Origin of the sequence: Streptomyces sp. NRRL B-1140 (assembly GCF_001280065.1) — a bacterium.
In the GTDB taxonomy this organism is placed as follows: Bacteria; Actinomycetota; Actinomycetes; order Streptomycetales; family Streptomycetaceae; genus Streptomyces.
This window is the reverse complement of the sequence record NZ_LGEA01000095.1, coordinates 62722-86808: the sequence shown is the minus strand read 5'-3', so window position 1 is coordinate 86808 and position 24087 is coordinate 62722. Positions and strand designations below refer to the sequence as shown.

Genomic DNA, 24087 nt, shown 5'->3' with positions numbered 1-24087 from the left:
GTGACCTACGCGGTATGGGTGCGGTGTGAGTGCTCCACGGGCCCCCGCTCGATCTAGGGTCTTGGCATGGCACGACCACGGCGCATCGTCCTTGTCCGGCACGGCGAGTCAACGGGCAATGTTGATGACTCCGTCTACGAGCGTGAACCCGACCACGCCCTGGCACTGACCGCGCGCGGTCGACGGCAGGCTGCGGCGACGGGCGAGCAGCTGCGCGAGCTCTTCGGTGAGGAGCGCGTCAGCGTCTACGTCTCCCCGTACCGCCGTACACACGAGACGTTGCGCGCGTTCCGCCTGGACACCGGTCTCATACGGGTGCGCGAGGAACCCAGGCTGCGCGAGCAGGACTGGGGCAACTGGCAGGACCGGGACGAGGTCCGCCTGCAGAAGGCCTACCGGGACGCCTACGGCCATTTCTTCTACCGCTTCGCCCAGGGCGAGTCCGGCGCCGACGTCTACGACCGGGTCGGAGGTTTCCTGGAGAGCCTCTTCCGCAGTTTCGAGGACCCGGACCACCCGCCGAACGTCCTCATCGTCACGCACGGCCTGGCCATGCGGCTGTTCTGCATGCGGTGGTTCCACTGGACCGTCGCGGAGTTCGAGTCGCTGTCGAACCCGGGGAACGGCGAGGTGCGGATGCTCGTTCTGGGGGACGACGGCAAGTACACGCTCGACCGGCCCTTCGACCGCTGGCGAGACCCCGAGCCGTACGAGATCACCGGATAGAGTGGCAGGGCGATGACCGCTGATTCCTCCCCCGATGTGCGCCTGGACCGCGCCCTGGCCTGTCTGCGCGGACTGTCCGTCGGGGACGCCCTGGGCTCCCAGTACTTCGTCCTGGTGAACTACCCGCTGCTGAAGCGGCGCGAGGTGCCGTCCGGGGCATGGCAGTGGACGGACGACACGGAGATGGCCGCCTCGGTCGTCGCCGTCCTGGTCGCCCACCACCGCATCGACCAGGACGCCCTGGCCCATTCCTTCGCCGAGCACCACGACTTCGACCGAGGCTACGGCCCCGCTGTCAATCGCCTCTTGCGCCTCGTCCGAGAGGGCGGCGACTGGCGGGAACTGGCCGCCGCGCTCTTCAACGGGCAGGGATCGTGGGGCAACGGCGCCGCCATGCGCATCGCCCCGCTGGGTGCCTGGTACGCCGGCGATCCCGAGCAGGCGACGCATCAGGCGGAGATCTCGGCCTACACCACCCACCAGCACCGCGAGGCGGTCGTCGGGGCCATGGCGGTCGCCGCGGCGACCGCCTTCGCCGCCGCTCCCGATGGACCCCCCGGCGCCGAAGCACTCCTCGACGGGGTCATCGATCTGGTGCCGAAGAGCGCCGTGGGTGCGGGGCTGCGCCGGGCCCGGGACATGCTCGACTACGACGACCCGGGTACGGTCGCGGCGGTGCTGGGGTGCGGGCGGCGAACGACCGCCCACGACACCGTGCCCTTCGCCCTCTGGTCGGCCGCGAGGAGCCTCGGCGACTACGAGCGGGCGTTCTGGACGACCGCCCAGGTGGGCGGTGACGTCGACACCACGTGCGCCATCGTGGGTGGGGTGGTCGCCGCAGGGAAGGCGGGGGTGCCGCCCGCCGACTGGGTCGAGCGGACGGAGCCGCTTCCGGATTGGGTGCCCCTGTCCGCATGAGGGCGAAGACTCTCACACAGGGGAAACTCTCCTACTCTCCGTACATTTCGGGAACTCTCTGTAATCGCTCGCCCGTTGTCCTGATATCCGCCGTGTCGGCTGCCGGGGCGGGCGCCGGATGTCCGGTGAGCGCCGAGGAGGGGTGTCATGGGGCTGTTCGCGATGTTGATCCGTCGGTGGGGCGCTGTCACGCCTCGTATGGGAGGTGTGCGGTTGGCTGCGCTGCCGGCCTCGCCTGCTTTTCCCGTGACGTGGCCCGCGCACCCGCAGGCGGCTGGGAAACGGCTCGACGGCCGTCGGCGAGTCTGTGCCGTGCCCGCCGACGGGCCGCCGGAACCGGTTCGAGATGCCCGGCGATCAGCCGAGGCCCGGACCGGCAGAGCCGGAGAGCGCCTCCAGGTCGCTCTTGCGGACCCGGATCACCAGCCAGGCCGTGACCAGAGCGAGGAGGGCCATCGCAGCGGCCGGGATGAAGGCCGTCGATATGCCCTGCGCCAACACCTCGTGTCCCCACGGCGCGGGCAGTTGCTGTGTCCTGGCGAACTCCGCCTTCTGCTCGGCGGAGCCGTCGGCCATGAACTCGGGAATCTGCTTCTCCGCCTCGTCCTTGGTCGCCGTGCCGAAGACCGTCGTCAGGATGGAGAGGCCCAGCGATCCGCCCACCTGCTGTGTCGTGTTCAGCAGCCCGGACGCCGCACCCGCCTCGTGCGGAGCGACGCCGGAGACCGCGGTGAGCGTCAATGTCACGAAATTCAGCCCCATACCGAAGCCGAACACCAGCATCGGGCCGAGGACCCCGCCGGCGTACGAACTGTCGGAGCTGATGAGCGCCTGCCAGGCCAGTCCGGTCATCGCGAGGGCCGAGCCCGCCAGCATGAAGGGCTTGGGACCCAGCACCGGCAGGAACCGCTGCGACAGGCCCGCGCCGAGTGCGATCACGACCGTCACGGGCAGGAAGGCGAGTCCTGCCTCGATCGGGCTGTAGCCGAGCACGTTCTGCACGAACAGCACGATGTAGAAGAACATGCCGAACATCGCCGCGGCCAGGCTCAGCATGATCACGTACGTGCCCGAGCGGTTGCGGTCGGCGAACATCCGCAGCGGGGTGATCGGCTCCCTGGCCCGGGACTCGATGATCGCGAAGGCCAGCAGCAGCACCACGGCGGCAGCGAAGGAGCCGACGGTGAGGCTGTCCCGCCATCCCTCGTCCGCAGCGCGGATGAAGCCGTAGACGAGCAGCGCCATGCCCGCGGTCGAGGTCACCGCGCCCGCGATGTCGAAACGGCCCGTGTGCCGTTCGGACTCGCTGATGTACAGCGGAGTGAGCACGGCTATCAGCACGCCGATCGGCACGTTCACGAAGAGCACCCACCGCCAGTCGAGCCACTCGGTGAGCATGCCGCCGGCGAGCAGGCCGATGGCGCCACCACCGGCGGAGACCGCGGCGAACACACCAAAGGCCCGGTTGCGCTCCGGACCCTCGGGGAACGTGGTGGTGATGAGCGCGAGCGAGGTGGGCGAGGCGATCGCACCCCCCACTCCCTGCAGGACCCGGGCGGCCAGCAACTGCCACGGCTCCTGGGCCAGCCCGCCGAGCAGCGAGGCGAAGGTGAACAGCAGGATGCCGGTCATGAAGACCCGGCGCCGTCCGAGGATGTCACCGGCGCGGCCGCCGAGGAGCAGCAGGCCGCCAAAGGTGAGTGTGTAGGAGCTGACGACCCAGGTGAGGTCGGTGGTGCTGAACTCGAGCGCGTCTTGAATGTGCGGGAGCGCGATGTTCACAATCGTCGCGTCGAGTACCACCATGAGCTGGCAGGCCGCGATGACGGTGAGCGCGATACCGGGGCGTCCCTCCCGGCGTGCCGCGCCCGGCTTGCGATCTTGGAGCAATGGAGAGGTGGTCACAATGGGTCCCCCACGAGTGCGTTAGTGAACGCTGGCGTTCACTGCCGCGTCAACGGTAGTGACTCCCCGACAGTGAACGCAAGCGTTCACTTATGGCGTCGTCGTTCGGCACGTCCCCCTTGTGTGGCCGTGCGGCGCGTCTCCCATCCCCGAAATGCCCGCTTCCTCTGCTCCTTGGAGAGAGTCAGATGGTTACCCCCAGCTGGGCGGATGCTCCCGCTCGGACGGCCGCTCGCCGCCGAGGCGCGGTCCTCGAACGCGCCATCCTCGAAGCCGCCCTGGATCAGCTCAGCACCGTGGGCTGGAGTGGCCTGACCATGGAGGGCGTCGCAGCCGGCGCCCAGACCGGCAAGGCTGCGGTCTACCGGCGTTGGCCGTCCAAGGAGGATCTCGTCGCCGACGCCCTGCGTGCCGGGCTGCCGCAGTTCGATGCGGTCCCGGATGAAGGGCGTGTGCGTGACGACCTCTTGGTGCTGTGCTTGCGAGCCCGTGACGCGATGTTCTCCCGTCCGGGTTCCGCGCTTCGCTCAGTGATTCACGAGTGCGACACGGCGCAGGCCGAACGCTTCCACGCCGTGATCTTCGAGGGGGTTGTCGAGCCCACCATGGAGATGCTGCGCGAGGTTGTCGACCGAGGTGTCAAGCGGGGCGAGGTGCGTCCCGAGGCTGCGAACGGTTACGTCTACGACGCCATACCGGCGATGATGATGTATCGCTCCAAGATGTGCGGCTGTGAATGGCAGGATCGCGAAGTCGAGGAGATGATCGACCAGTTGATGGTTCCGCTGTTGCGGCCGCACGGTTCCTGAGGTCCCGGCCGAGAGATCTGTCGCCCCCTGCGGGAGGTGAGGCACTGTCGCGTCGGCCGAGCGCCGCGGTCGCGCCGAACGCCGGGGCATGCTCACGTTCAACAGTGCGCCGCGCTGGTGCTGCACGGTGCTCGGCGGGGGCTTGCGAGGGTGGCGAGCCCGCTGTGGCGGACCGGGGTGTCGCGGACGCAGAAGGGCGGCGTAATCTAGGTGCGCCATGCCGTACGAACCACCTACTCACACCGTCGAGCGCTCCCTTCGAGCCACGACCGGAGCGAAGATCGTTGCAGGTGTCGACGAGGTGGGGCGCGGCGCGTGGGCCGGTCCCGTCACCGTCTGCGCGGCGATCACCGGACTGCGCCGTCCACCCGAGGGGCTCACGGACTCCAAGCTGCTCACCATCAAACGACGCACCGCCCTCGCCGAGGAACTGCGGACCTGGGTGACGTCGTACGCCCTGGGTCATGCCTCTCCGGAGGAGATAGACGCCCTGGGCATGACGGCCGCGCTGCGGCTCGCGGCGGGGCGTGCGCTGGACGCACTGCCGGTACGTCCCGATGCGGTCATCCTCGATGGCAAGCACGACTACCTCGGTACCCCCTGGCGGGTCCGTACGGTCATCAAGGGCGACCAGTCCTGCGTCGCGGTCGCGGCGGCCTCGGTGATCGCCAAGGTCCAGCGCGACAAAATGATGGCCGAACTGGGTATCGACCATGCAGACTTCGGTTTTGCGGACAACGCCGGGTATCCCTCACCCGTGCACAAGGCCGCACTGGCGGAGCGGGGCCCCACCCCCTACCACCGCTTGTCGTGGGCGTATCTTGATGCGTTGCCCCAGTGGCGGCACCTCAAGAAGGTCCGCAGCTGGGCGGACGGAAACGTTCCGGAGATCGAGGGTCAGCTCGGCTTCGATTTCTGACAGTTTCGTTCGCGCACATGCGCCACCCGCCGAAGCGGGCCGTACTAGCGTTTGATAAATATCAACTCATGCCTCTCATTCCCGAGGAGCCTCAGATTCACGAGAGTGCCCAGGGTCCCCGCGCCACTCCGGCCAGCGGCCGAATCGCGCCGACCCCCCGTCCCGTACCAGGCCCCCGTCCCGCGGCCCCGTCGCGTCCCGGTCGCCCCGGCCCTCTCCGGCCGGCGCCGCCGGTGCAACGCACGCCGCGCGATGTGGCCGCAAAGCCCGCTCCGTCGGGCCCTGCCGCCGGTGCCGCCCCGGTCACCCCGCAGATCCAGCTGATCCCGGCTTCAGCGGAGGGGGCGCTCGACGCCGCCGAAGAAGCCGTCGACCTGCTCTTGGACTCCGGTCGTGCCCCCGGTGATGTTCTGGTGATCACGACCGGGGAGCAGCACCCGTGGGCCGCCCACGAGCTGTCCTTCGGAGAAACCGCCTACTGGGCCCAGCACGACGCCGGCGACGACGTCTTCTACACGGACGCCACCATCGCGGAACGCGTCGCGTCGCGTCCGGTGGTCGTGGTCGCCGTCAATGGCGGTCCCGAGGCCGCGGCCGTGAGTGCCCTGTCCTTGGCCCACTCCCGGGCAGGCGCCCTGCTGATCGTCTGCGGTGACCCGCAGCGGATCAACTCGGTGCTGGGCGCGGGCGTTTGAGCCAGTGCCGTAGCGCCCGGCAGGGTGCTGGTGCGACTCCGCACGCCGTTGCCGCGGCGCCGCACGGCGGGCGCTTCACCCTGCCCGACTGAGGGGGAGACCTTGACCGTGTGCGGCCTCGCCCGGTCCGGAGCACGCCTGCGGCGGACGACTGTGCCTGCGGCTCGGGCAGAGCAGGGTTCGGAGTGCTCGTTCCTGTTGCCCGTCGTCGGGACCTCGCTGTGCCGGGCGGCAAGGCGCCGTAGTTGCCGGGGCCGTGTTGAGCGGTCGGCCGGGACTCAGCGTGCCGCCGCCGCGCGGCGCAGTACCTCGGAGGCGCCACCGGTGCGCGGTATGGGCGGCGGTGCCTCCGACGTGGAGAACGGCTCCGGTGCCGAGGCCGAGTGAGGGCGGCGTCCACCGCGGCCCTCGCCCAGGACCTGCCAGCCGTCACGGGTCAGCGTGATGTACGCCCCGCAACGCAGCCCGTGCAGGGTGCACGCGTCGCGCAGCCCCCACATCCACGCGCCGTCCTCCTCCGTCCAACGCGCGTCGCCCTCACGGCAGTAGAGCAGCACCGCGGTGCGTACCGGTGTCCGGCGGCGCAGGTCGTGCGGGATGACCCGCCGCAGTTGCGCGAGCAGCGCGTTGCGGAACATCCAGCCGTCGGCCGGAGCCGAACGGCGCACGAACGAGGCGCTCGCCCGCAGCCGCTCGTCCGAGTCGAGCACGGCGACGACAGCGGTCGCCGGCTGAGGGTGGTGCCGAGCGTGCAGTCCGCTGACGATCTCACGGGGGTTGCGCAGGAGTGGGATCCCGGCGGCGGCCCATTCCGCGGGTTCGAGCAGGCGGTTGGCGGAAGCGACGGACGTCGACGCCGCTGCCGAGGCCGGAGCGAATCCGAAGGTCACGGTCCTCCCTTCGGCTACGCGCCCACACTGCGGGCGGGGTCGGATTCTGGGAGCGCGCACCGCGGCAAAGCCCTACCGGAGCGGCAGGCGAGCCGTGCGGGGAGCGGACCTCAATTCTTCCTGTCGAACTTGAATGCGGCAACGAGCAATTGAGGCAGCCGACCGGTATCGGATGATGCGCGGCTAATATCCCCGCCGCGGGTGTCGCCGGACCACCCACGGGGGCGTTCGAGCCCGACACGTTCGTACGGCATGAGGAGGGGCGGCGTCCAGAGGGTGCGCCGGAACGACAGCCCCGGGCGTCGTCACCCCTGCACGGCCAGCACCAGCGGCAACACCCCCTGTGCGCCGGAGCGCCGGAGCATGCGGGTCGCGACCGCGAGAGTCCAGCCGGTCTCCGTGAAGTCGTCCACCAGGAGGACCGGTCCCTGGGCCCTGGCGAGAGCGGCGGCGAGGGCGGGCTGCACGGTCAGTGCTCCATCGAGCGCCTTGAGTCGCTGGGCGCTGTTGCTCCGGGAGCCCGGGTAGGCGTCGCCGGTGTACTCGACGGCTCCCAGCAGCGGCAGCCGGCCGATGTCCGCGATGTGCGCCGCCAATGAGTTGATCAGCTGCGGTCGCGTACGCGAGGCGATGGTGACGACGCCGGCCGGGCGCGAGTGGCCCTCCGGTGCGCCCGGGGCCCAGCCGCCTGGGCCCTTGGCCCAGTCGGCCAGGACGTCCACCACCGCCCTGGCCACATCGTCGGGCACGGGGAGATCGGGGGCCTGGGGCGCGAGCATGGGCCGCAGTCGGTTGCCCCATCCGATGTCCGACAGGCGCCCCAGGGCGCGCCCGGGCGCGGCCTGTTCACCGGCGGGGATGCGCCCCTTGAGGTCCACTCCGATCGCCGCCAGGCCGGTGGGCCACATCCGCCGGGGCTCCACTTCGACACCTGCCCGGCCCAAGTCCACGCGCGCGGCGTCGAGCGCCTCCTCGGACGTGTCGGCGGTGAAGCGCGGCCCGGCGCAGTTGTCGCAGCGACCGCACGGCTTTGCCGCCTCGTCGTCCAGCTGGCGCTGCAGGAACTCCATACGGCAATCCGTTGTCGACGTGTACGCGCGCATGGCCTGCTGCTCGGCCTCGCGCTGACGCGCCACCCAGGCGTACCGCTCGGTGTCGTAGGTCCACGATTGCCCGGTGGCGATCCAGCCGCCCTTGACCCGCTTGACCGCCCCGTCCACGTCGAGGACTTTGAGCATGGTCTCCAGACGGGAGCGGCGCAGCTCCACCAGGGGCTCCAGGGCAGGCAACGACAGGGGCTTCTCCGCCTGCGCGAGGAGGTCGAGCGTACGGCGCACCATGTCTTCCGGAGGGAAGGCGAGCGATGCGAAGTACTTCCAGATCGCCTCGTCCTCCGGGCCCGGAAGCAGGAGCACCTCGGCATGCTCCACGCCGCGTCCCGCGCGCCCCACCTGCTGGTAGTAGGCGATGGGGGACGAGGGGGAGCCCAGGTGCACCACGAAGCCCAAGTCGGGCTTGTCGAAGCCCATACCGAGCGCCGAGGTGGCGACCAGCGCCTTAACCTTGTTGCCGAGAAGATCCTCCTCGGCCTGCTGACGATCGGCGTTCTCCGTCTTGCCCGTGTACGACGAGACCGTGTGGCCGCGCTGCCGGAGGAAGGCGGTGACCTCTTCGGCGGCGGCCACCGTGAGGGTGTAGATGATTCCGGACCCCGGCAGCTCGTCGAGGTGTTCGGCGAGCCAGGCCATCCGGTGCGCGGAGTCCGGCAGGCGCAGCACGCTCAGGCTCAGGCTGTCCCGGTCGAGCGGGCCCCTCAGGACGAGGGCGTCCGAGCTGCCGCCGGTGCCGAGCTGTTCAGCCACGTCGGCGGTCACGCGCGCATTGGCCGTGGCGGTGGTCGCGAGCACTGGCACACCGGGCGGGAGATCGGCGAGCATCGTGCGCAGCCTGCGGTAGTCCGGGCGGAAGTCGTGACCCCAGTCGGACACGCAGTGAGCCTCGTCCACCACCAGGAGCCCAGTGGCGGCCGCGAGCCGAGGGAGCACCTGGTCGCGGAAATCGGGGTTGTTGAGCCGTTCGGGACTCACCAGCAGGACGTCCACCTCGCCCGCGGCGATCTCGTCCTGAACCGCATCCCATTCCTCGGTGTTGGACGAGTTGATGGTCCGGGCGTGGATGCCGGCCCGGGCCGCCGCCTCGACCTGGTTGCGCATGAGCGCGAGCAGCGGGGACACGATCACGGTGGGTCCGCTGCCCCGCGCCCGCAGCAGCGAGGTCGCCACGAAGTACACCGCGGACTTGCCCCAGCCCGTGCGCTGGACGACAAGGGCACGGCGTCTGTCGGCGACCAGCGCCTCGATCGCCAGCCACTGGTCCTCGCGCAGCCGGGCCTCTCCCGAGACGTCCCCGACGAGACGGGTGAGGACGGCGTCGGCGGCCGCCCGGAGTTCCGCGTTGCTCGTGTGCTCCATGCGTTCCATACAACAGGACGGCACTGACATGCGGAGCCGCGCACCGGCTCCTGTGGACGCAGCGACTGTGGATGACGCGTCCCTGATCAGACTTATCCACAGGCTCAAGCGGAGGTTCGGGTTCCGCGAGATCGTCTTCGCATGACGAACCACAGCGAAACGACCGGATCCCCTGAGAACGGTGACATCACCGGGCCCGAGACACCGAGCGGGCACAAGAGCAGCAAGCAGGAGAGGAAGGGAGACGCCCCGTCCGGGCCGCACGCCACCAGTCCGCCGTACGCCGGTCACGGAGGTGAGCACCAGGTCACTCTGCGGACCCCGGCCGAGCTGGCCGACGCCCTGCCTTACCTGCTCGGATACCGCCCCGAGGACAGCATCGTGCTGGTCGCGCTCCACGACAGCAACGGACGCGGGCGGTTCGGAGGCCGGGCCCGGCTCGGTATCCCCGCGAACGCGGACGACTGGCCGTCAGCCGCCCGGCAGCTGTCCCACGGCCTCGTGACGGGCAGCGAGCGCCGAGGGGCCCGGCCCGAGTCGATGGTCGCCTTCCTGTGCCAGGAACCGGGGAAGGGACAGACCGGCCGCCAGGTGATGGAGCGGCTGCGGCCCCTGGCCCAGAGCCTGCGGGTCGAGTGCGGTTCGCTGGACGTGGTGGTCGTCGAGGCACTGTGCATCTCGGAGGGCCGCTACTGGTCGTACTGCTGTGACAACGAGGCATGTTGCTCCTCCGAGGGAGCCCCCATGGGCCTCCCCGGCACCTCCGTGCTGGCGGCAGCCGCCACCTACGCCGGTATCCAGGTGCGCGGCACACTGCGGGAACTCCGGGCCCGGTTGCTGCCCTGGGAGAACGCCGCGGCCCTCGAGCAGGAGGCCGCCCTGGACACCGCCAGCATGGCGCTGGTGCCGAGGATTCTCGACGACGCGGGCCGCGCCGCCGTGGCCGACGAGACGCTGGAACTCGCCGGCAGGATCCTGGACCGTTTCGCCGAAGCACAGCCGGTTTCCGGCATGCTCCTCGCGGACCTTCGCGACGACGAACTGCTCGGCTGCGAGGAGGCCGCCCGGCTGATCCTCGGTCTCCAGGACCGAGCGACCCGCGACCGCGCGGCCGCGTGGATGGAGGGCGACGAAGCCGGACGCGCCCTTCGCCTCTGGCGGACCCTGGCCCGCCGCTGTGTGGGTCCCTACGGTGAACACGCCGCCGCGCCACTCACCCTCGCCGGGTGGGTCGCCTGGTCCACCGGGGACGAACTGGAGGCCCGCGAAGCCCTCGCCATGGCCTTGGCCGCCGACCCCGACTACCTGTTCGCCCGCCTCCTGCACCAGGCCTGCAACGAAGGCCTCGACCCCGAGTCGATCCGCAGGTGCCTTCGGGCGGGGAGGGAAGACCGTGGGCGCTCGGCCCCGGGCCAGGAAACGCGGGCGGACCGTGCCGAGCCCGCCGAACGCGACACCACCACGGCGACCGAGATCGAGCCATACGGCAATTCCCCACAAGCTGCGGCGCCCAAGATCGGACCATCCGGTGACTCCGCGCCGGCAACGGCGCCGCCTGAGGCCAAGCCGCACGAAAGGCCCTCTCGGCCAGCGGCGCCGTCCCGCCGACGCCGCCGCATTCGTCCGGCCGCATCCACCGGTGCAGCATCCGGCGGTACCCGCCCGGACGACCGTGCAGGCGGAGCCCACATCCCTGACGCACGCACGCCGAGGGGCACCACACGCTCCGCCGGCACCACACGCCCGGCCGGCACCACACGCCCGGCCGGCACCACACGCCCGGCTCGCACGACGCGCCCGGCCGGCACCGCCCCTCCCGCAGCAACCACACGCCCTGCCGGCGCTACCGAATCCGGCCTTTCGACAACGGCGGGCGCCGTCCGGCCCGGCAGCGGACGAACGGGCGACGAGCGTACGCGTGCGCCGAAGAAGGCAGCCGCGCCCCGCCGGGACAGGGGTGAGGAAGACGCGCAGTCCGGCCGCGGCGTGAGCGGTGGGGAGTGATCTTGCTGCGGAGACTCCGAGGCGCATCGGGCCGGACCGGGGGCGTGACCCGGAGGACGCCCGCAGCGTTCACCTGAGTGGCGGAACGGCCGCACGCGCCCCTGAGGCCGCACTGCCCCTGCTCCGTCGAAGCCGTCCGGCACCCGCGCTGAACCCGATCGCGGCGCCCGAGCGCAGAGGAAGCCGTCCCATGCACCAGCCGACTCCGCCCGCCGCCGACGACCGTCGCCCCCGAGGTGGCCGCCCACTGCCCCTCGGGCCGGGCCTCGCCCCGCCGGGAGCGCGGGCACCGAGAGCAGGGGGACAGGGCGTTCCTACCCAGCCGACCGCGCAGGGCGACGCTCACGGGCAGAGGTCGCCCGGCAGCACGTCCTCCTTTTCGACACCTCCCGGTGGCGACTCCCGTCCGCCCTCGTCGTCGGGCCAGGGCCGGCCCTCCGCACGGTGGGCGGGCCAGAGCCGCCGTCCCGGCACGGCCCCGGGACGCGGATCAGCCGCATCGCCAGTCGCTCAAGGGCGGACACCGTCCCCCTCGGGGCACACATCCCCACCCCGCCGTGCCACGCTCCCAGGACCGCGCCGGTCCGCCGGTCTGCCCCCCGCGCACACGGCGATGATCTGTGTCGCCCTTCCCGGTCTGGCCATCTCGACCGAGGAAGGACAGCTGACCGGCCGCGGACTGGAGGGCTTCTACCGCGCCGGCCGCCGCGTGCTCTCCCGGTGCGAGATCCGCGTCGCCGGACGGGAACCACTCCCGGTACAGGCCCGCATGGCCTCGGCCGACCGCGCCCGGTTCGTGGGCACACTCCGCACGTCACCGCAGACGGGCCCGGATCCCGACGTGATCGTGGAGCGTCACCGCTTCGCCGACGGCACGGAGCGGATCACCCTGCACAGCGCGGCTCCGCGCGCCCTGCGGCTGCCGGTCGAGATCACCCTGGGCACCGATCTGGCCGACCTCGGCGCGATCGCCTCCGGCAGCGCGGGCCCCGAACTCCCTGCCAGCGTCCATGGCCCCGGCCTGCGCTGGTCCTGCGCCACCGGCAACGCCTCCGTCACGGCCGAACCGCCTCCCTCGGACGCCCTGGCCTCGGCCGGGCTGCTGCGGTGGGAGCTCGACCTGCCGCCAGGGGGCACCAGAACCGTCGAACTGCGGGTGCGGCCGGACGGCGCGGGGCCCCTCCGAACCGCAGGACGAGCGGCGACCAGCCCGCTGGCCGCCGCGTGTGCCGAGGGTGACGACCCGAGGGTTCCCACCCTCCTGCGGACGAGCATCGAGGACCTCCAGGCTCTCCTCCTGCGTGACTCCGCGCACCCCGCCGACACCCACCTCGCGGCCGGGGCACCCTGGCGCTGCGGTTTGGCGCCTGCCGATGCGCTGGCCGCCGCCCGGATGGTGCTGCCGCTGGGCACCGGCCTCGCCGCGGGAACGCTGCGGATCCTCGCGCGAACCCAACTCACCGGCCCCCGAGCGCAGTCCGGAATGATCCCCGGCCCCATACGGGACGCGGGGCCCCACCTTCCACCGCAGTGCACCGGAACGGAGGCCACGCTGCTCTTCCCCACCCTGCTGGCAGAGGCCCGCCGCTGGGGCCTCCCCGATCGGGAAACGGAAGCGCTGCTGCCCGCCGCCGAGCGCTGTCTGAACTGGCTGCGAGACGCCGTGGGAGATGGCACCTACCTGCGCGATCCGAACCCGGGCGGGCCCGTCCGTTGCGAGACACAGGCCCACGCCCATCGCGCCGCCCTGCTCGGCGCCGACCTGCTCGACGCCTGTGGCCGGACGGGGGCAGCGGCGCTCCGGGAATGGGCGCAGACCTTGCGGACCGCGTTCCGGGAGCACTTCTGGGTCGAGGACCGGGGAGGCGGCCGACCCGCCGCGGCCGTTGCGCCGGACGGCAGTCCGGTGCCCCACCTGGGCGCCGCTGCCGTGCACCTCCTCGACACAGGCCTGCTGGGCGGTGGCGAGCTGGCGCCCGGGCTGCTCGACAAGGTCCGGACCGAGCACCTCGCCCGCCTGCTGGGCAGCCCCGTCATGGACTCGGGCTGGGGCCTGCGCGGACTGGGCTTGAAGGAGGCGGGATTCAATCCGTTCGGCCACCGCGCAGGAGCCGTACGGACCCATGAGACGGCCCTCGCAGCCGCGGGACTCGCCGCCGCGGGCTACGAGAAAGAGGCAAGCTCACTGGTGCGCGGCGTGCTCGCGGCCGCCGAGCCCTTTGGCTACCGGCTACCCGAGATGTACGCGGGGGAGCAGCGCACGGAAGGAAGCGCTCCGCTCCCACATCCGGCCGCATGCCGCCCCGCGGCCACCGCGGCGGCAGCAGGAGTCATGCTGCTGACCACCCTCGCAGGCATCCGTCCCGATGCCCCGGCAGGCACGGTCACCCTGCGCCCCATGCGCAGTGCACCCCTCGGGGAGATCGGATTCACCGGACTGCGCGTCGCGGGTGCGCGGTTCTCCGTGCGGGTCGGCCGGCTGGGTCTGGCCATGGTCGAGGAGGCGGCCGACGGACTGCAATTGGGGGTGTGACGTGCAGCGACGTGTCATTTCCTGACCAGGTGCAGGAAGCGGAGCCCCTCAGCGGACCGACGTGGATCACTGGGCGGACGGACCGGCGAAGGAGGTGTTTATCGTCAGGCAGACGACTATGATCGCCGCATGCCCTACGACCCGTCAGCGTTTCCGCCCTTCGCCGTCACCGTGGACCTGGTCGTGCTGACCGTGCGCCGCCATGCCCTGTGTGCGCTGGCGGTGCGCAGGGGCGAACCGCCGTTCCAGGGCCGCTGGGCGCTGCCCGGCGGCTTCGTACGGGCCGACGAAGACCTGGCGCAGGCGGCGGCGCGCGAGCTGGCCGAGGAGACGGGACTGCGGGTCCACGACCCCTCCGTCCCGGCGCAGGACAACGGCGCACACCTGGAGCAGCTCGCCACCTACGGAGATCCCAAGCGGGACCCCAGGATGCGGGTCGTCAGCGTCGCCCACCTCGCCCTCGCCCCCGATCTGCCTCCGCCCAGGGCGGGCGGAGACGCCAGCAACGCGCGCTGGGCCCCGGTCGAGGAACTGCTGCAGCAGGGCGGTTACGGGCGTGAGGCCGAGCCGGTCGCGCCGCTGGCCTTCGACCACGCGCAGATATTGGCGGACGGAGTGGAGCGCGCCCGCTCCAAGATCGAGTACTCATCACTGGCCACCGCCTTCTGCCCACCCGAGTTCACCGTGGGGGAGCTGCGCCGTGTCTACGAGGCGGTGTGGGGCGTGGCGCTCGACCCGCGCAACTTCCACCGCAAGGTCACGGGCACGCCCGGCTTCCTGGTTCCCACCGGAGGGACGACGACTCGCCAGGGGGGACGCCCGGCCCAGCTCTTCCGCGCCGGTGGCGCGACATTGCTCAACCCCCCGATGCTGCGTCCCGAGGTGTGAGTGGCCGGCCGGGTGCGGTCGGCGCCCGGCCGGGAACTGAGCCTGCCGGCAGTCCGGTCATTGCGCCGGGCCTTGCGGAGGCGGATCTCGGCAAGGCCTGGGGTGCCCGGAAAATCGGACATAGCGCGCTATCTTGCTGTGAGTGATCCAGGCCTTCGGACTGACCAGCAACCCCCGCAAAGAGCTTCCGCCCGCAGTCGACGACGTCTCGTTCGAAGCGCGAGCGGGCCGCGTCACCGCGCTGCTCGGCGCACCGGGCGCCGGCAAGACGACGGTTCTCAGACTGATGCTCGAACTCCAACAGGGGCGCGGCATCACCCACTTCCGGGGCCGTCCGCTGCACCGTATCGCCCACCCGTCGCGCGAGGTCGGCGTATTGCTGGGTGACGTGCCCGGGCATCCCGCCCGCTCGGTCCGAGGCCATCTGCGCATGCTCTGTGCAGCCGCAGGGGTTCCGGTTCGGCGGGCCGACGAGATGCTCGAGGCGGTCGGGATCGTGAGCCTGCGCGAGGAGCGCCTCGGCGCTCTCTCCCGCGGCATGGACCGGCGCCTCGGCCTGGCCTGCGTCCTCCTGGCCGACCCGCACACCCTCGTCCTCGACGACCCGGCCGCCGGTCTCTCCACCGGTGAGAGCGCCTGGTTGCACGGCATGCTGCGTGCTCACGCCGCCCAGGGCGGCACGGTCCTGCTCACCACCGCCGACCCCAAGGAGGCCGCGCGCGTCGCCGACCGCGTCGTCACGCTGGAACGGGGCAGGCTCGTGGCCGACCAGGAGGCAGCGGAGTACGCGCGCACGCGCCTGCGTCCCCGTGTCGCGGTGCGCAGTCCGCACGCGGCCCGTCTGGCGGTTCTCCTGGCCAAACAGGCCCGCACCTCGCAGCGCTCCCTCGAAGTCGTCCGAGAGGGCGGCAACCGCCTTTCGGTGTACGGCGGGACCTGTGCGGAGATCGGCGAGATCGCGTTTCGCCACGGCATCGTCGTCCACCAACTCGCCGACGAGATCGGTGACATGGGACCCGGTGCGGATTTCGCCCACGCGACCGGGCCGGGTGAGCGGATTCTGGCCGAGCCGGTGCGCGTCACGGACACGCACGAGACGGCCCGGACGGCCCTCACGCCCTGGTCCGAAGAGCCGCCACCGCCTTCCGGCCCGTCGGGGCACTTCGCAACGGGTGCCCAGGCCCCCACCACCGAGCCGCCATCCGCGCTCGATCCGGGATCCCCGTCCGACGCAGGGGAGCCGGTCACCAGAGAGCCGTCCTTGTCCTTCGGGCAACCGCAACTGTCCGAGGCCGAGCCACGCACACTCCTGGATCTCTCCCCGGTCGGCCGGTCCGACGGGGGCTCCACATCAGTGACCGCGCTCTCCGGGCCCCGGGCGCCGCACGCGACCGGAACCCTGACCGCCCACACGCTCGACGTGCTGCCTCCTCCGCCGCCCCCCATCTCCGTCCGTCCTGCCCCCAGCCCGCTCCGCCCCCTGCGTTACGAGATCCGCCGTGCCACCGGGACCGGCACCGGGTTCCTGACCGGGGCCGTTGTCATCGCCGTGTCCGTCGTGACCGCCGTAGTGCTCGCACGCATCGGGCACACCCCGCAGCCGCGTCTGCTGGCCGCTTGGCCGCGAGAGCTGCCCCTGCCGCCCGCGGCGCTCGGCGCGGGCCTGCTCGGCGCGCTGGCCTCCGGTGACGAGTTCCGCCACCCCGCCCTGGCCGCGGACCGCGGTACTGTGCCCCGCCGGCTGGGGCTGCTGGCCGCCAAACTGCTCGTCTCCTCGACCGCCGCGCTGGTGCTGGCCGTCCTCACCGTCGGATGCGACGCCGAAGTGCTCTATCTCGTCTACGGACGGCAGCTCGCACAGGTTCCCGCCGACTGGTTCCCGCTGATGACCAGTTGGTTCGGGCTCGTCGTCGGCTGCGCCTGGGCCGGTGTACTCGCCGGAGGTGTCTTCCGGTCCACCACAGCCGGGCTCGCCGCCGTGGCCGCCGTTCCCCTCCTCGTCGTGCCCGTCGTGCACAGGCTCGTGAACGGCCAGTCTGTGCGAACCGCGGCCGGTCTCCCCGTACGGCTGAGGGAGACGCTCCTGCCGAGGTGGCCCTTCGGGGGAGAGCGCCACCTGGAGGCCGCGCTCGAGATGATGTCCCAACCCGTGGGCGGCGCGCTGACGTTGTCGTTGGCCGTGCTGCTCTGCGCGTATCTGCTCACCACCCTGCGTGGCAGCTTCCGGTGACGACTGTCCGTAACCCTCAGTTCGGCCATGCGCACAACTCCCCGCAGAACGCCCATTTCTTTCCGATAAGGCGTCAATTGCGACGGGGTGAGCGATCACCCTTTCGTGTGCTTTTCACCAAAGACCTCAAGGGAGTTGGAGACGGCGCCGACAAATGATGCGTGAGTACCGTTGCGCACACCATGATGACCGCCGCCCGCTCCGCCGACTCCGGCCTCGCGAGCCCGGGCGAACTCGACCGCTACCCGTACGCCGAGGCGCCCGCCGTCGACCGCGTCGGGATCCCTGCCTGGGACGGCGGAGACCCCGAGCTGGGCCGGGTGGGCCGCCGCGCCGCGGGCAGCCGCGGACGCGGGCTGCACGGCCAACTCGTTCAACAGCTGGGCCAGATGATCGTCTCCGGCGACCTGGGTGCCGACCGGCCGCTGGTGCCCGAGGAGATCGGTCAGCGATTCGAGGTCTCCCGCACCGTCGTCCGCGAGTCGCTCCGGGTCCTGGAGGCAAAGGGTCTGGTGAGCGCCCGCCCGAACGTCGGCACGCGCGTGCGCCCCGTCAGCGACTGGAACCTCCTCGATCCGGACATTATCGAGTGGCGGGCCTTCGGACCGCAGCGCGACGACCAGCGCCGCGAGCTGAGCGAGCTGCGGTGGACGATCGAGCCGCTCGCAGCCCGCCTCGCCGCCGGGCACGGCCGGGAGGACGTCCAGCAGCGCCTCGCGGACATGGTCGAGATCATGGGGCACGCGATGGCACAGGGCGATGCGCTCACGTTCTCCCGCGCCGACTCCGAGTTCCACTCGCTGCTCATCCAGGTCGCGGGCAACCGCATGCTGGAACACCTGTCCGGCATCGTGTCCGCGGCCCTCCAGGTCTCGGGCGGCCCGGTCACGGGCTGTGACCGACCGAACGAGACCTCCCTCGGGCACCACGGCCGCATCTGTGACGCCCTCGCCGCCGGTGACGGAGCTGCGGCCGAGGCGGCCATGCGTCAACTCCTCACAGTCCACCCCGAGGTGGAACGGGTGGTGCCCGCCCCGCGCGAGCACTGACCGCGTTCCGCGGGCGGCGCGGCCGGGCGTGCCACCCCCCTCCTGTGGCAGTGCCTGATCGGTGATCCGCCTCCCGTCGGACCCCGTGGGATCCTGGTGATCCGGCGGGGTCCGACGGCGCGAAGGGGGCCGGTATCCGGTGGCGTGGTGGGGTCGGTGCTGTCTGTGACCCGTTCTGTTCATGTTCGACCGTTTCCGTTCGCTTACGGGGTGTGACTCGGGCCACGCAGATTCGGCGTAACGCTCGCGGGAAGAACGCGATGACCTAAGAGGTGACAGCCGCGGAGGGAATACGGACGCCGTTCACGGCGCTGTGCATCTTCCCGGCCCCCGCCCGCGCCGTCGGCCCATCCCCAAGCCGGCGGTCGGCTCCTGTCCACCCTGGACGGGGCCGGAAGCCGTTTTCCAACGTTCCGAGAGGTTGTTCGTGTCGGCCAGCACATCCCGTACGCTCCCGCCGGAGATCGCCGAGTCCGTCTCTGTCATGGCGCTCATTGAGCGGGGAAAGGCTGAGGGGCAGATCGCCGGCGATGACGTGCGTCGGGCCTTCGAAGCTGACCAGATTCCGGCCACTCAGTGGAAGAACGTACTGCGCAGCCTCAACCAGATCCTCGAGGAAGAGGGTGTGACGCTGATGGTCAGTGCCGCAGAGCCCAAGCGCACCCGAAAGAGCGTCGCAGCGAAGAGTCCCGCCAAGCGCACCGCCACCAAGACGGTCGCGGCCAAGGCGGTGACCACCCGGAAGGCCACCACCACCGCCACGCCGGCGGCGCCCGCCGCCGACCCCGCCGCCGAGGAGGAGGCGCCCGCCAAGAAGGCGGCTGCCAAGAAGACAACCGCCAAGAAGGCGGCCGCGAAAAAGACGGTCGCCAAGAAGACCGCGGCCAAGAAGACCAGCGCCAAGAAGGACGACGCCGAGATCCTCGAGGAGGAAGTGCTCGAGGAGGCAGCCCCCGGCAAGGCCGGCGAGGAGCCCGAGGCCACCCCCGAGAACGCGGGCTTCGTGCTTTCCGACGAGGACGAGGACGACGCGCCCGCCCAGCAGGTCGCCGCCGCTGGCGCCACTGCCGACCCGGTCAAGGACTATCTCAAGCAGATCGGTAAGGTCCCCCTGCTCAACGCCGAGCAGGAGGTCGAGCTCGCCAAGCGCATCGAGGCGGGTCTCTTCGCCGAGGACAAGCTGGCGAACGCCGACAAGCTGGCCCCGAAGCTCAAGCGCGAGCTGGAGATCATCGCCGAGGACGGCCGCCGCGCCAAGAACCACCTCCTGGAGGCCAACCTCCGTCTGGTGGTCTCCCTGGCCAAGCGCTACACCGGCCGCGGAATGCTGTTCCTGGACCTCATCCAGGAGGGCAACCTCGGTCTGATCCGCGCGGTCGAGAAGTTCGACTACACCAAGGGCTACAAGTTCTCCACGTACGCCACCTGGTGGATCCGTCAGGCGATCACCCGCGCCATGGCCGACCAGGCCCGCACCATCCGTATCCCGGTGCACATGGTCGAGGTCATCAACAAGCTCGCGCGTGTGCAGCGCCAGATGCTCCAGGACCTGGGTCGCGAGCCCACCCCGGAGGAGCTGGCCAAGGAACTCGACATGACCCCCGAGAAGGTCATCGAGGTCCAGAAGTACGGCCGCGAGCCGATCTCGCTGCACACCCCGCTCGGCGAGGACGGCGACAGCGAGTTCGGTGACCTCATCGAGGACTCCGAGGCAGTCGTCCCGGCCGACGCGGTCAGCTTCACGCTTCTGCAGGAGCAGCTGCACTCCGTCCTGGACACCCTCTCGGAGCGCGAGGCGGGCGTCGTCTCGATGCGCTTCGGCCTCACCGACGGTCAGCCGAAGACCCTCGACGAGATCGGCAAGGTCTACGGCGTCACGCGTGAGCGCATCCGCCAGATCGAGTCCAAGACCATGTCGAAGCTGCGCCACCCGTCCCGTTCCCAGGTGCTCCGCGACTACCTGGACTGAGCGGAGTCGTAGACGCGGAAGGTCCGGTTCCCCGAGGGGAGCCGGACCTTCGCTGTGCCGCTTCCGCCGCGGGTGCACGGTCGGGCGCCGTGAATCACTCTGGGTGTCTCATGGACACCACGGAGTGAGGAGCGCGAATGCGTCGTCTGGCACGAGCTCTGTTCCTGCCGCTGGCCCTGGCGGCCGCGATACCCGCCCTGTCAATGGGCTCCAGTGCCCCTGTCGCCGCCGACAGCGTCGTCATAGGCGGATTCCCCGTCGAGATATCCCAGAGCCCGTGGACGGTGGCGCTGTCCAGTCGTGACCGGTTCGGGCGTACGCGAGCGGGTCAGTTCTGCGGCGGTGTGGCCGTCGGCCGCACGACCGTCCTCACCGCGGCCCACTGCCTGGAAGAGAGCAATCTGGGCGTGCCGCTGGGGCGCGTACGGGACCTCAAGGTCATAGCCGGGCGCACGAACTTGCTTGCGGGCCGGGCCGGTCAGGAGATCGCCGTGCGCCGCTCATGGGTGAACCCGGCCTACGACGAGGACAGCAACGACGGGGACTTCGCCGTGCTCACTCTCACCGAACCCCTGCCAGGGGGAACGGCCATCACCATGGCAGCCGACGGTGACCCTGCGTACACGCCGGGCGGGACAGCGACGGTCTACGGATGGGGCGACACCTCGGGTGCCGGCGATTACTCGGACAGTCTGCGGGCCGCACGCGTGCGTGTGCTCCCCGATGTGCTGTGCGAGGAGGCGTATCCGGGCGGTTCCGAAGGAACCTACGACGGTACGAGCATGCTGTGCGCCGGGGAGACGGCGGGAGGCCGGGACGCCTGCCAGGGCGACAGCGGAGGACCACTGGTGGCCAAGGGGAGGTTGATCGGACTCGTGTCCTGGGGGGCCGGCTGTGGTGAGGAGGGCAACCCCGGGGTGTACATGCGTGTGTCCGACATCATGCGGACGCTGGGCTGGACGCAGTCGGCTTCCGTAGGCGTCTGAGGCGCCCGGCCGAGCCTGCGCGGGGTTGGTGGACGAGGACGGGCGGCTGCCTCTGGTGACCAGAGGCAGCCGCCCGTCCACCGGCCTGTGCCGGGCTGGCTCGTCGTCGGACGCGAGGTGTCAGCGCTCTTCTTCGGCGGCGTTCGCGGGAACGGACGTGAGCCGCTCCGTCTCGTCCTGTATCTCAGCGGCGATCTTCTTGAGTTCCGGCTCGAACTTGCGACCGTGGTGGGCGCAGAAGAGCAGTTCTCCGCCGCTCAGCAGGACGACGCGCAGGTACGCCTGGGCGCCGCAGCGGTCGCAGCGATCAGCGGCCGTCAGCGGGCTCGCGGGGGTCAGAACAGTAGTCACGTCGCCTCTTCTCTAGCTCGACGAGCTGTCGTACCAGGGTCAACATCCAACCAGCCCCAAAACGTTCCCGCTCGTGGCTTTTCCTCGAAAGAATCTTTCCGAGGCGGCTGTCTGCTGCCGGTTGGCGGCGAATGTGCCGTATTGCGTTTCTATGTGTCTTACGGGGCTTCGCGTTGTATCGGTGGTCGGTCCTCCCGGCTGGGTTGCCGGTTGTTCATGAGGACGTGCCCGGAGCCTAAATGGTTCATGCCTCGAAGGGAACGTGATGTGTACTTCACTCCAACGAGGGATCGAACACTCATGCGAGTGTGGACTAGTGTGAGTTTTCGACGAGGGTGGCGTTACAACGGCTCTACCAGGCCTCGGTACCCTCTCACCGGTGACTGAAGCCGGGCCCTTACCCACGAGGGCCCCATCCGAAATTCAGCGAGGAGCGAACCGCGTGACCGCCGAGACGTCCGTGCCGTCCACAGCTCTGCTGGCAGGAGCAGATCGGGACGGATCCAACTACACCGCGCGGCACCTGCTCGTCCTCGAGGGGCTCGAGGCCGTACGCAAGCGCCCGGGCATGTACATCGGGTCGACCGACAGCCGTGGTCTGATGCACTGCGTCTGGGAGATCATCGACAACTCCGTCGACGAGGCCCTGGGCGGGTACTGCGACCACATCGAGGTGATCCTCCAGGACGACGGATCGGTCGAGGTCCGGGACAACGGCCGGGGCATCCCGATCGACGTCGAGCCCAAGACCGGCCTCTCCGGTGTCGAGGTCGTCATGACCAAGCTGCACGCCGGCGGCAAGTTCGGAGGCGGCTCCTACGCCGCCTCCGGAGGTCTGCACGGCGTCGGCGCCTCCGTCGTGAACGCGCTGTCCGCCCGGCTGGACGTCGAGGTGGACCGCGGTGGTCACACCCACGCGATCAGCTTCCGGCGCGGGGTGCCCGGGGCCTTCGCAGGGAACGGTCCCGACGCCAAGTTCGAGGCCAAGGGCGGCCTGCGCAAGGCCAAGAAGATCCCGAAGACCCGCACCGGCACGCGCGTGCGGTACTGGGCCGACCGCCAGATCTTCCTCAAGGACGCCAAGCTCAACCTGGAGACCCTGCACCAGCGCGCCCGCCAGACGGCGTTCCTGGTGCCAGGCCTGACCATCGTCGTGCGTGACGAGTACGGGCTCGGCGAGGGCGGCAGCAAGGGCGAGGAGTCCTTCCGTTTCGACGGCGGCATCAGCGAGTTCTGCGAGTACCTGGCCAACGACAAGCCGGTCTGCGACGTGCTCCGCTTCTCCGGGCAGGGCACCTTCAAGGAGACCGTCCCCGTCCTCGACGACCACGGCCAGATGACGCCCACCGAGGTCACTCGCGAGCTGGGCGTCGACATCGCACTGCGTTGGGGGACGGGCTACGACACGACCCTCCGGTCGTTCGTCAACATCATCGCCACGCCCAAGGGCGGTACTCACGTCGCCGGCTTCGAACAGGCCGTCGCCAAGACGATGAACGAGGTGCTGCGCACCAAGAAGCTCCTTCGCGTCGCCGAGGACGACATCGTCAAGGATGACGCCCTGGAGGGCCTGACCGCGGTCGTCACCGTGCGCCTCGCCGAGCCGCAGTTCGAGGGCCAGACCAAGGAGGTCCTCGGGACCTCGGCGGCTCGCCGCATCGTGAACAACGTGGTCACCAAGGAGCTCAAGGCGTTCCTGACGTCCACGAAGCGGGACGCCGCGCAGCAAGCCCGGGTCGTGATGGAGAAGGCGGTCGCCGCGGCCCGTACGCGCATCGCCGCCCGGCAGCACAAGGACGCGCAGCGCCGCAAGACGGCCCTGGAGTCCTCCTCGCTGCCGGCCAAGCTGGCCGACTGCCGCAGCGACGACGTCGACCGCAGCGAGCTGTTCATCGTCGAGGGCGACTCCGCGCTCGGTACGGCGAAGCTCGCCCGGAACTCCGAGTTCCAGGCGCTGCTTCCGATCCGCGGCAAGATCCTCAACGTGCAGAAGTCGTCCGTGACGGACATGTTGAAGAACGTCGAGTGCGGCGCGATCATCCAGGTCATAGGGGCCGGCTCGGGTCGGACGTTCGACATCGACACGGCGCGCTACGGCAAGATCATCATGATGACCGACGCCGACGTCGACGGTTCGCACATCCGTACACTGCTGCTGACACTGTTCCACCGCTACATGCGGCCCATGGTCGAGGCCGGCCGGGTCTTCGCGGCGGTCCCGCCGCTGCATCGCATCGAGATCGTCCAGCCGAAGAAGGGTCAGGACAAGTACGTCTACACGTACTCGGACCGCGAACTGCGAGACAAGCTGATGGACTTGCAGAGCAAGGGCATCCGCTACAAGGACTCCATCCAGCGCTACAAGGGCCTCGGCGAGATGGACGCCGACCAGCTGGCGGAGACGACGATGGACCCGCGTCACCGCACCCTGCGCCGGATCAACCTGTCCGACCTCGAGGCCGCCGAGCAGGTATTCGATCTGCTGATGGGCAACGACGTGGCGCCGCGCAAGGAGTTCATCTCCAACTCGGCGGCCACGCTGGACCGGTCACGCATCGACGCGTAGCCGTCGCGGTGGGAAATAGCCGGTACGGACCGGTGCGAGTGCGACGACCAGGTAGGTGCCGGCGTCCGGCCTGCGTGAGGCGCCTGGCCACCGTCTGAGCAAGGTCACCGTGCGGTATGCCTGGTCACCGTGCGGTGTGCCTGGTCGCGTCCGGAGCGTCCGCTCCCGTTCGGCCGGG

17 protein-coding genes are annotated in these 24087 nt (G+C 70.5%); 13 read left to right on the top strand and 4 right to left on the bottom strand.

Features of this window, described 5'->3' with window-relative positions:
• The first annotated feature begins 66 nt into the window (after positions 1 to 66).
• Both ADK65_RS17085 and ADK65_RS17080 read left to right on the top strand, forming a co-directional pair.
• On the top strand, positions 67 to 726 hold the full coding sequence (locus tag ADK65_RS17085; protein ID WP_053671019.1) for a histidine phosphatase family protein: 660 nt from the start codon (positions 67 to 69) through the stop codon (positions 724 to 726).
• A gap of 12 nt (positions 727 to 738) precedes the next feature.
• Positions 739 to 1644, top strand: a complete 906-nt coding sequence (locus ADK65_RS17080) for an ADP-ribosylglycohydrolase family protein (protein WP_053671018.1) — start codon at positions 739 to 741, stop codon at positions 1642 to 1644.
• A 357-nt stretch (positions 1645 to 2001) separates the two neighbouring features.
• On the opposite strand, the gene ADK65_RS17075 is transcribed toward ADK65_RS17080, so the two are convergent.
• Positions 2002 to 3549, bottom strand: a complete 1548-nt coding sequence (locus ADK65_RS17075; protein ID WP_053671017.1) for an MFS transporter — start codon at positions 3547 to 3549, stop codon at positions 2002 to 2004.
• Positions 3550 to 3737: 188 nt separating this feature from the next.
• On the opposite strand from ADK65_RS17075, the gene ADK65_RS17070 reads away from it, so the two are divergent.
• From ADK65_RS17070 to ADK65_RS17060, 3 genes are all read left to right on the top strand, one after another.
• Positions 3738 to 4358 carry a TetR/AcrR family transcriptional regulator gene (locus tag ADK65_RS17070; protein WP_053671016.1) on the top strand — a complete coding sequence of 207 codons (621 nt, stop codon included), beginning with the start codon at positions 3738 to 3740 and terminating at the stop codon, positions 4356 to 4358.
• Positions 4359 to 4575: 217 nt separating this feature from the next.
• Positions 4576 to 5277, top strand: a complete 702-nt coding sequence (locus ADK65_RS17065) for a ribonuclease HII (RefSeq protein WP_053671015.1) — start codon at positions 4576 to 4578, stop codon at positions 5275 to 5277.
• 68 nt (positions 5278 to 5345) lie between these two features.
• Positions 5346 to 5972: a hypothetical protein gene (locus tag ADK65_RS17060; protein ID WP_078956013.1), complete on the top strand. Its 627-nt coding sequence runs from the start codon at positions 5346 to 5348 to the stop codon at positions 5970 to 5972.
• Positions 5973 to 6250: 278 nt separating this feature from the next.
• Here ADK65_RS17060 and ADK65_RS17055 read toward each other — a convergent pair whose 3' ends face one another.
• Both ADK65_RS17055 and ADK65_RS17050 read right to left on the bottom strand, forming a co-directional pair.
• Positions 6251 to 6862 carry a hypothetical protein gene (locus tag ADK65_RS17055; RefSeq protein WP_053671013.1) on the bottom strand — a complete coding sequence of 204 codons (612 nt, stop codon included), beginning with the start codon at positions 6860 to 6862 and terminating at the stop codon, positions 6251 to 6253.
• A 305-nt stretch (positions 6863 to 7167) separates the two neighbouring features.
• Positions 7168 to 9333 (bottom strand): RecQ family ATP-dependent DNA helicase, encoded by a 2166-nt coding sequence (locus ADK65_RS17050; protein WP_053671012.1) that lies wholly within the window; start codon positions 9331 to 9333, stop codon positions 7168 to 7170.
• A 141-nt stretch (positions 9334 to 9474) separates the two neighbouring features.
• Between ADK65_RS17050 and ADK65_RS17045 the strand changes: the two genes are divergently transcribed.
• From ADK65_RS17045 to ADK65_RS17015, 7 genes are all read left to right on the top strand, one after another.
• Positions 9475 to 11337, top strand: a complete 1863-nt coding sequence (locus tag ADK65_RS17045) for a DUF4192 domain-containing protein (RefSeq protein WP_053671011.1) — start codon at positions 9475 to 9477, stop codon at positions 11335 to 11337.
• Between the two features lie 613 nt (positions 11338 to 11950).
• Positions 11951 to 13870, top strand: a complete 1920-nt coding sequence (locus ADK65_RS17040) for a glycogen debranching N-terminal domain-containing protein (protein WP_053671010.1) — start codon at positions 11951 to 11953, stop codon at positions 13868 to 13870.
• A 129-nt stretch (positions 13871 to 13999) separates the two neighbouring features.
• Positions 14000 to 14758: an NUDIX hydrolase gene (locus tag ADK65_RS17035; RefSeq protein WP_053671009.1), complete on the top strand. Its 759-nt coding sequence runs from the start codon at positions 14000 to 14002 to the stop codon at positions 14756 to 14758.
• Positions 14759 to 14900: 142 nt separating this feature from the next.
• Positions 14901 to 16988: an ATP-binding cassette domain-containing protein gene (locus tag ADK65_RS17030; protein ID WP_053671008.1), complete on the top strand. Its 2088-nt coding sequence runs from the start codon at positions 14901 to 14903 to the stop codon at positions 16986 to 16988.
• A 161-nt stretch (positions 16989 to 17149) separates the two neighbouring features.
• A complete protein-coding gene (locus tag ADK65_RS17025; RefSeq protein WP_159038795.1) occupies positions 17150 to 18037 on the top strand; it encodes a FadR/GntR family transcriptional regulator in 888 nt (295 codons plus the stop codon).
• A gap of 427 nt (positions 18038 to 18464) precedes the next feature.
• Positions 18465 to 20006, top strand: coding sequence for an RNA polymerase sigma factor (locus ADK65_RS17020; RefSeq protein ID WP_053671071.1), 1542 nt, complete (start codon positions 18465 to 18467; stop codon positions 20004 to 20006).
• A 137-nt stretch (positions 20007 to 20143) separates the two neighbouring features.
• The gene (locus tag ADK65_RS17015; protein WP_053671006.1) at positions 20144 to 20992 is read left to right on the top strand and encodes a serine protease; all 849 of its coding nucleotides are present in this window, start codon (positions 20144 to 20146) and stop codon (positions 20990 to 20992) included.
• Positions 20993 to 21112: 120 nt separating this feature from the next.
• On the opposite strand, the gene ADK65_RS17010 is transcribed toward ADK65_RS17015, so the two are convergent.
• On the bottom strand, positions 21113 to 21343 hold the full coding sequence (locus ADK65_RS17010; protein ID WP_053671005.1) for a DUF7455 domain-containing protein: 231 nt from the start codon (positions 21341 to 21343) through the stop codon (positions 21113 to 21115).
• Between the two features lie 442 nt (positions 21344 to 21785).
• Between ADK65_RS17010 and ADK65_RS17005 the strand changes: the two genes are divergently transcribed.
• Entirely contained in the window at positions 21786 to 23909 is a 2124-nt protein-coding gene (locus ADK65_RS17005) for a DNA gyrase/topoisomerase IV subunit B (protein WP_053671004.1), read from the top strand.
• Positions 23910 to 24087: the final 178 nt, after the last annotated feature.

What these genes read in the sequence shown, in the direction of transcription:
- ADK65_RS17045 (WP_053671011.1), top strand. Translation starts at nt 9,475, where the DNA reads ATGACGAACCACAGCGAAACGACCGGATCCCCTGAGAACGGTGACATC.
- ADK65_RS17035 (WP_053671009.1), top strand. Translation starts at nt 14,000, where the DNA reads ATGCCCTACGACCCGTCAGCGTTTCCGCCCTTCGCCGTCACCGTGGAC.
- ADK65_RS17015 (WP_053671006.1), top strand. Translation starts at nt 20,144, where the DNA reads ATGCGTCGTCTGGCACGAGCTCTGTTCCTGCCGCTGGCCCTGGCGGCC.
- ADK65_RS17080 (WP_053671018.1), top strand. Translation starts at nt 739, where the DNA reads ATGACCGCTGATTCCTCCCCCGATGTGCGCCTGGACCGCGCCCTGGCC.
- ADK65_RS17085 (WP_053671019.1), top strand. Translation starts at nt 67, where the DNA reads ATGGCACGACCACGGCGCATCGTCCTTGTCCGGCACGGCGAGTCAACG.
- ADK65_RS17065 (WP_053671015.1), top strand. Translation starts at nt 4,576, where the DNA reads ATGCCGTACGAACCACCTACTCACACCGTCGAGCGCTCCCTTCGAGCC.
- ADK65_RS17040 (WP_053671010.1), top strand. Translation starts at nt 11,951, where the DNA reads ATGATCTGTGTCGCCCTTCCCGGTCTGGCCATCTCGACCGAGGAAGGA.
- ADK65_RS17050 (WP_053671012.1), bottom strand. Translation starts at nt 9,333, where the DNA reads ATGGAGCACACGAGCAACGCGGAACTCCGGGCGGCCGCCGACGCCGTC.
- ADK65_RS17070 (WP_053671016.1), top strand. Translation starts at nt 3,738, where the DNA reads ATGGTTACCCCCAGCTGGGCGGATGCTCCCGCTCGGACGGCCGCTCGC.
- ADK65_RS17060 (WP_078956013.1), top strand. Translation starts at nt 5,346, where the DNA reads ATGCCTCTCATTCCCGAGGAGCCTCAGATTCACGAGAGTGCCCAGGGT.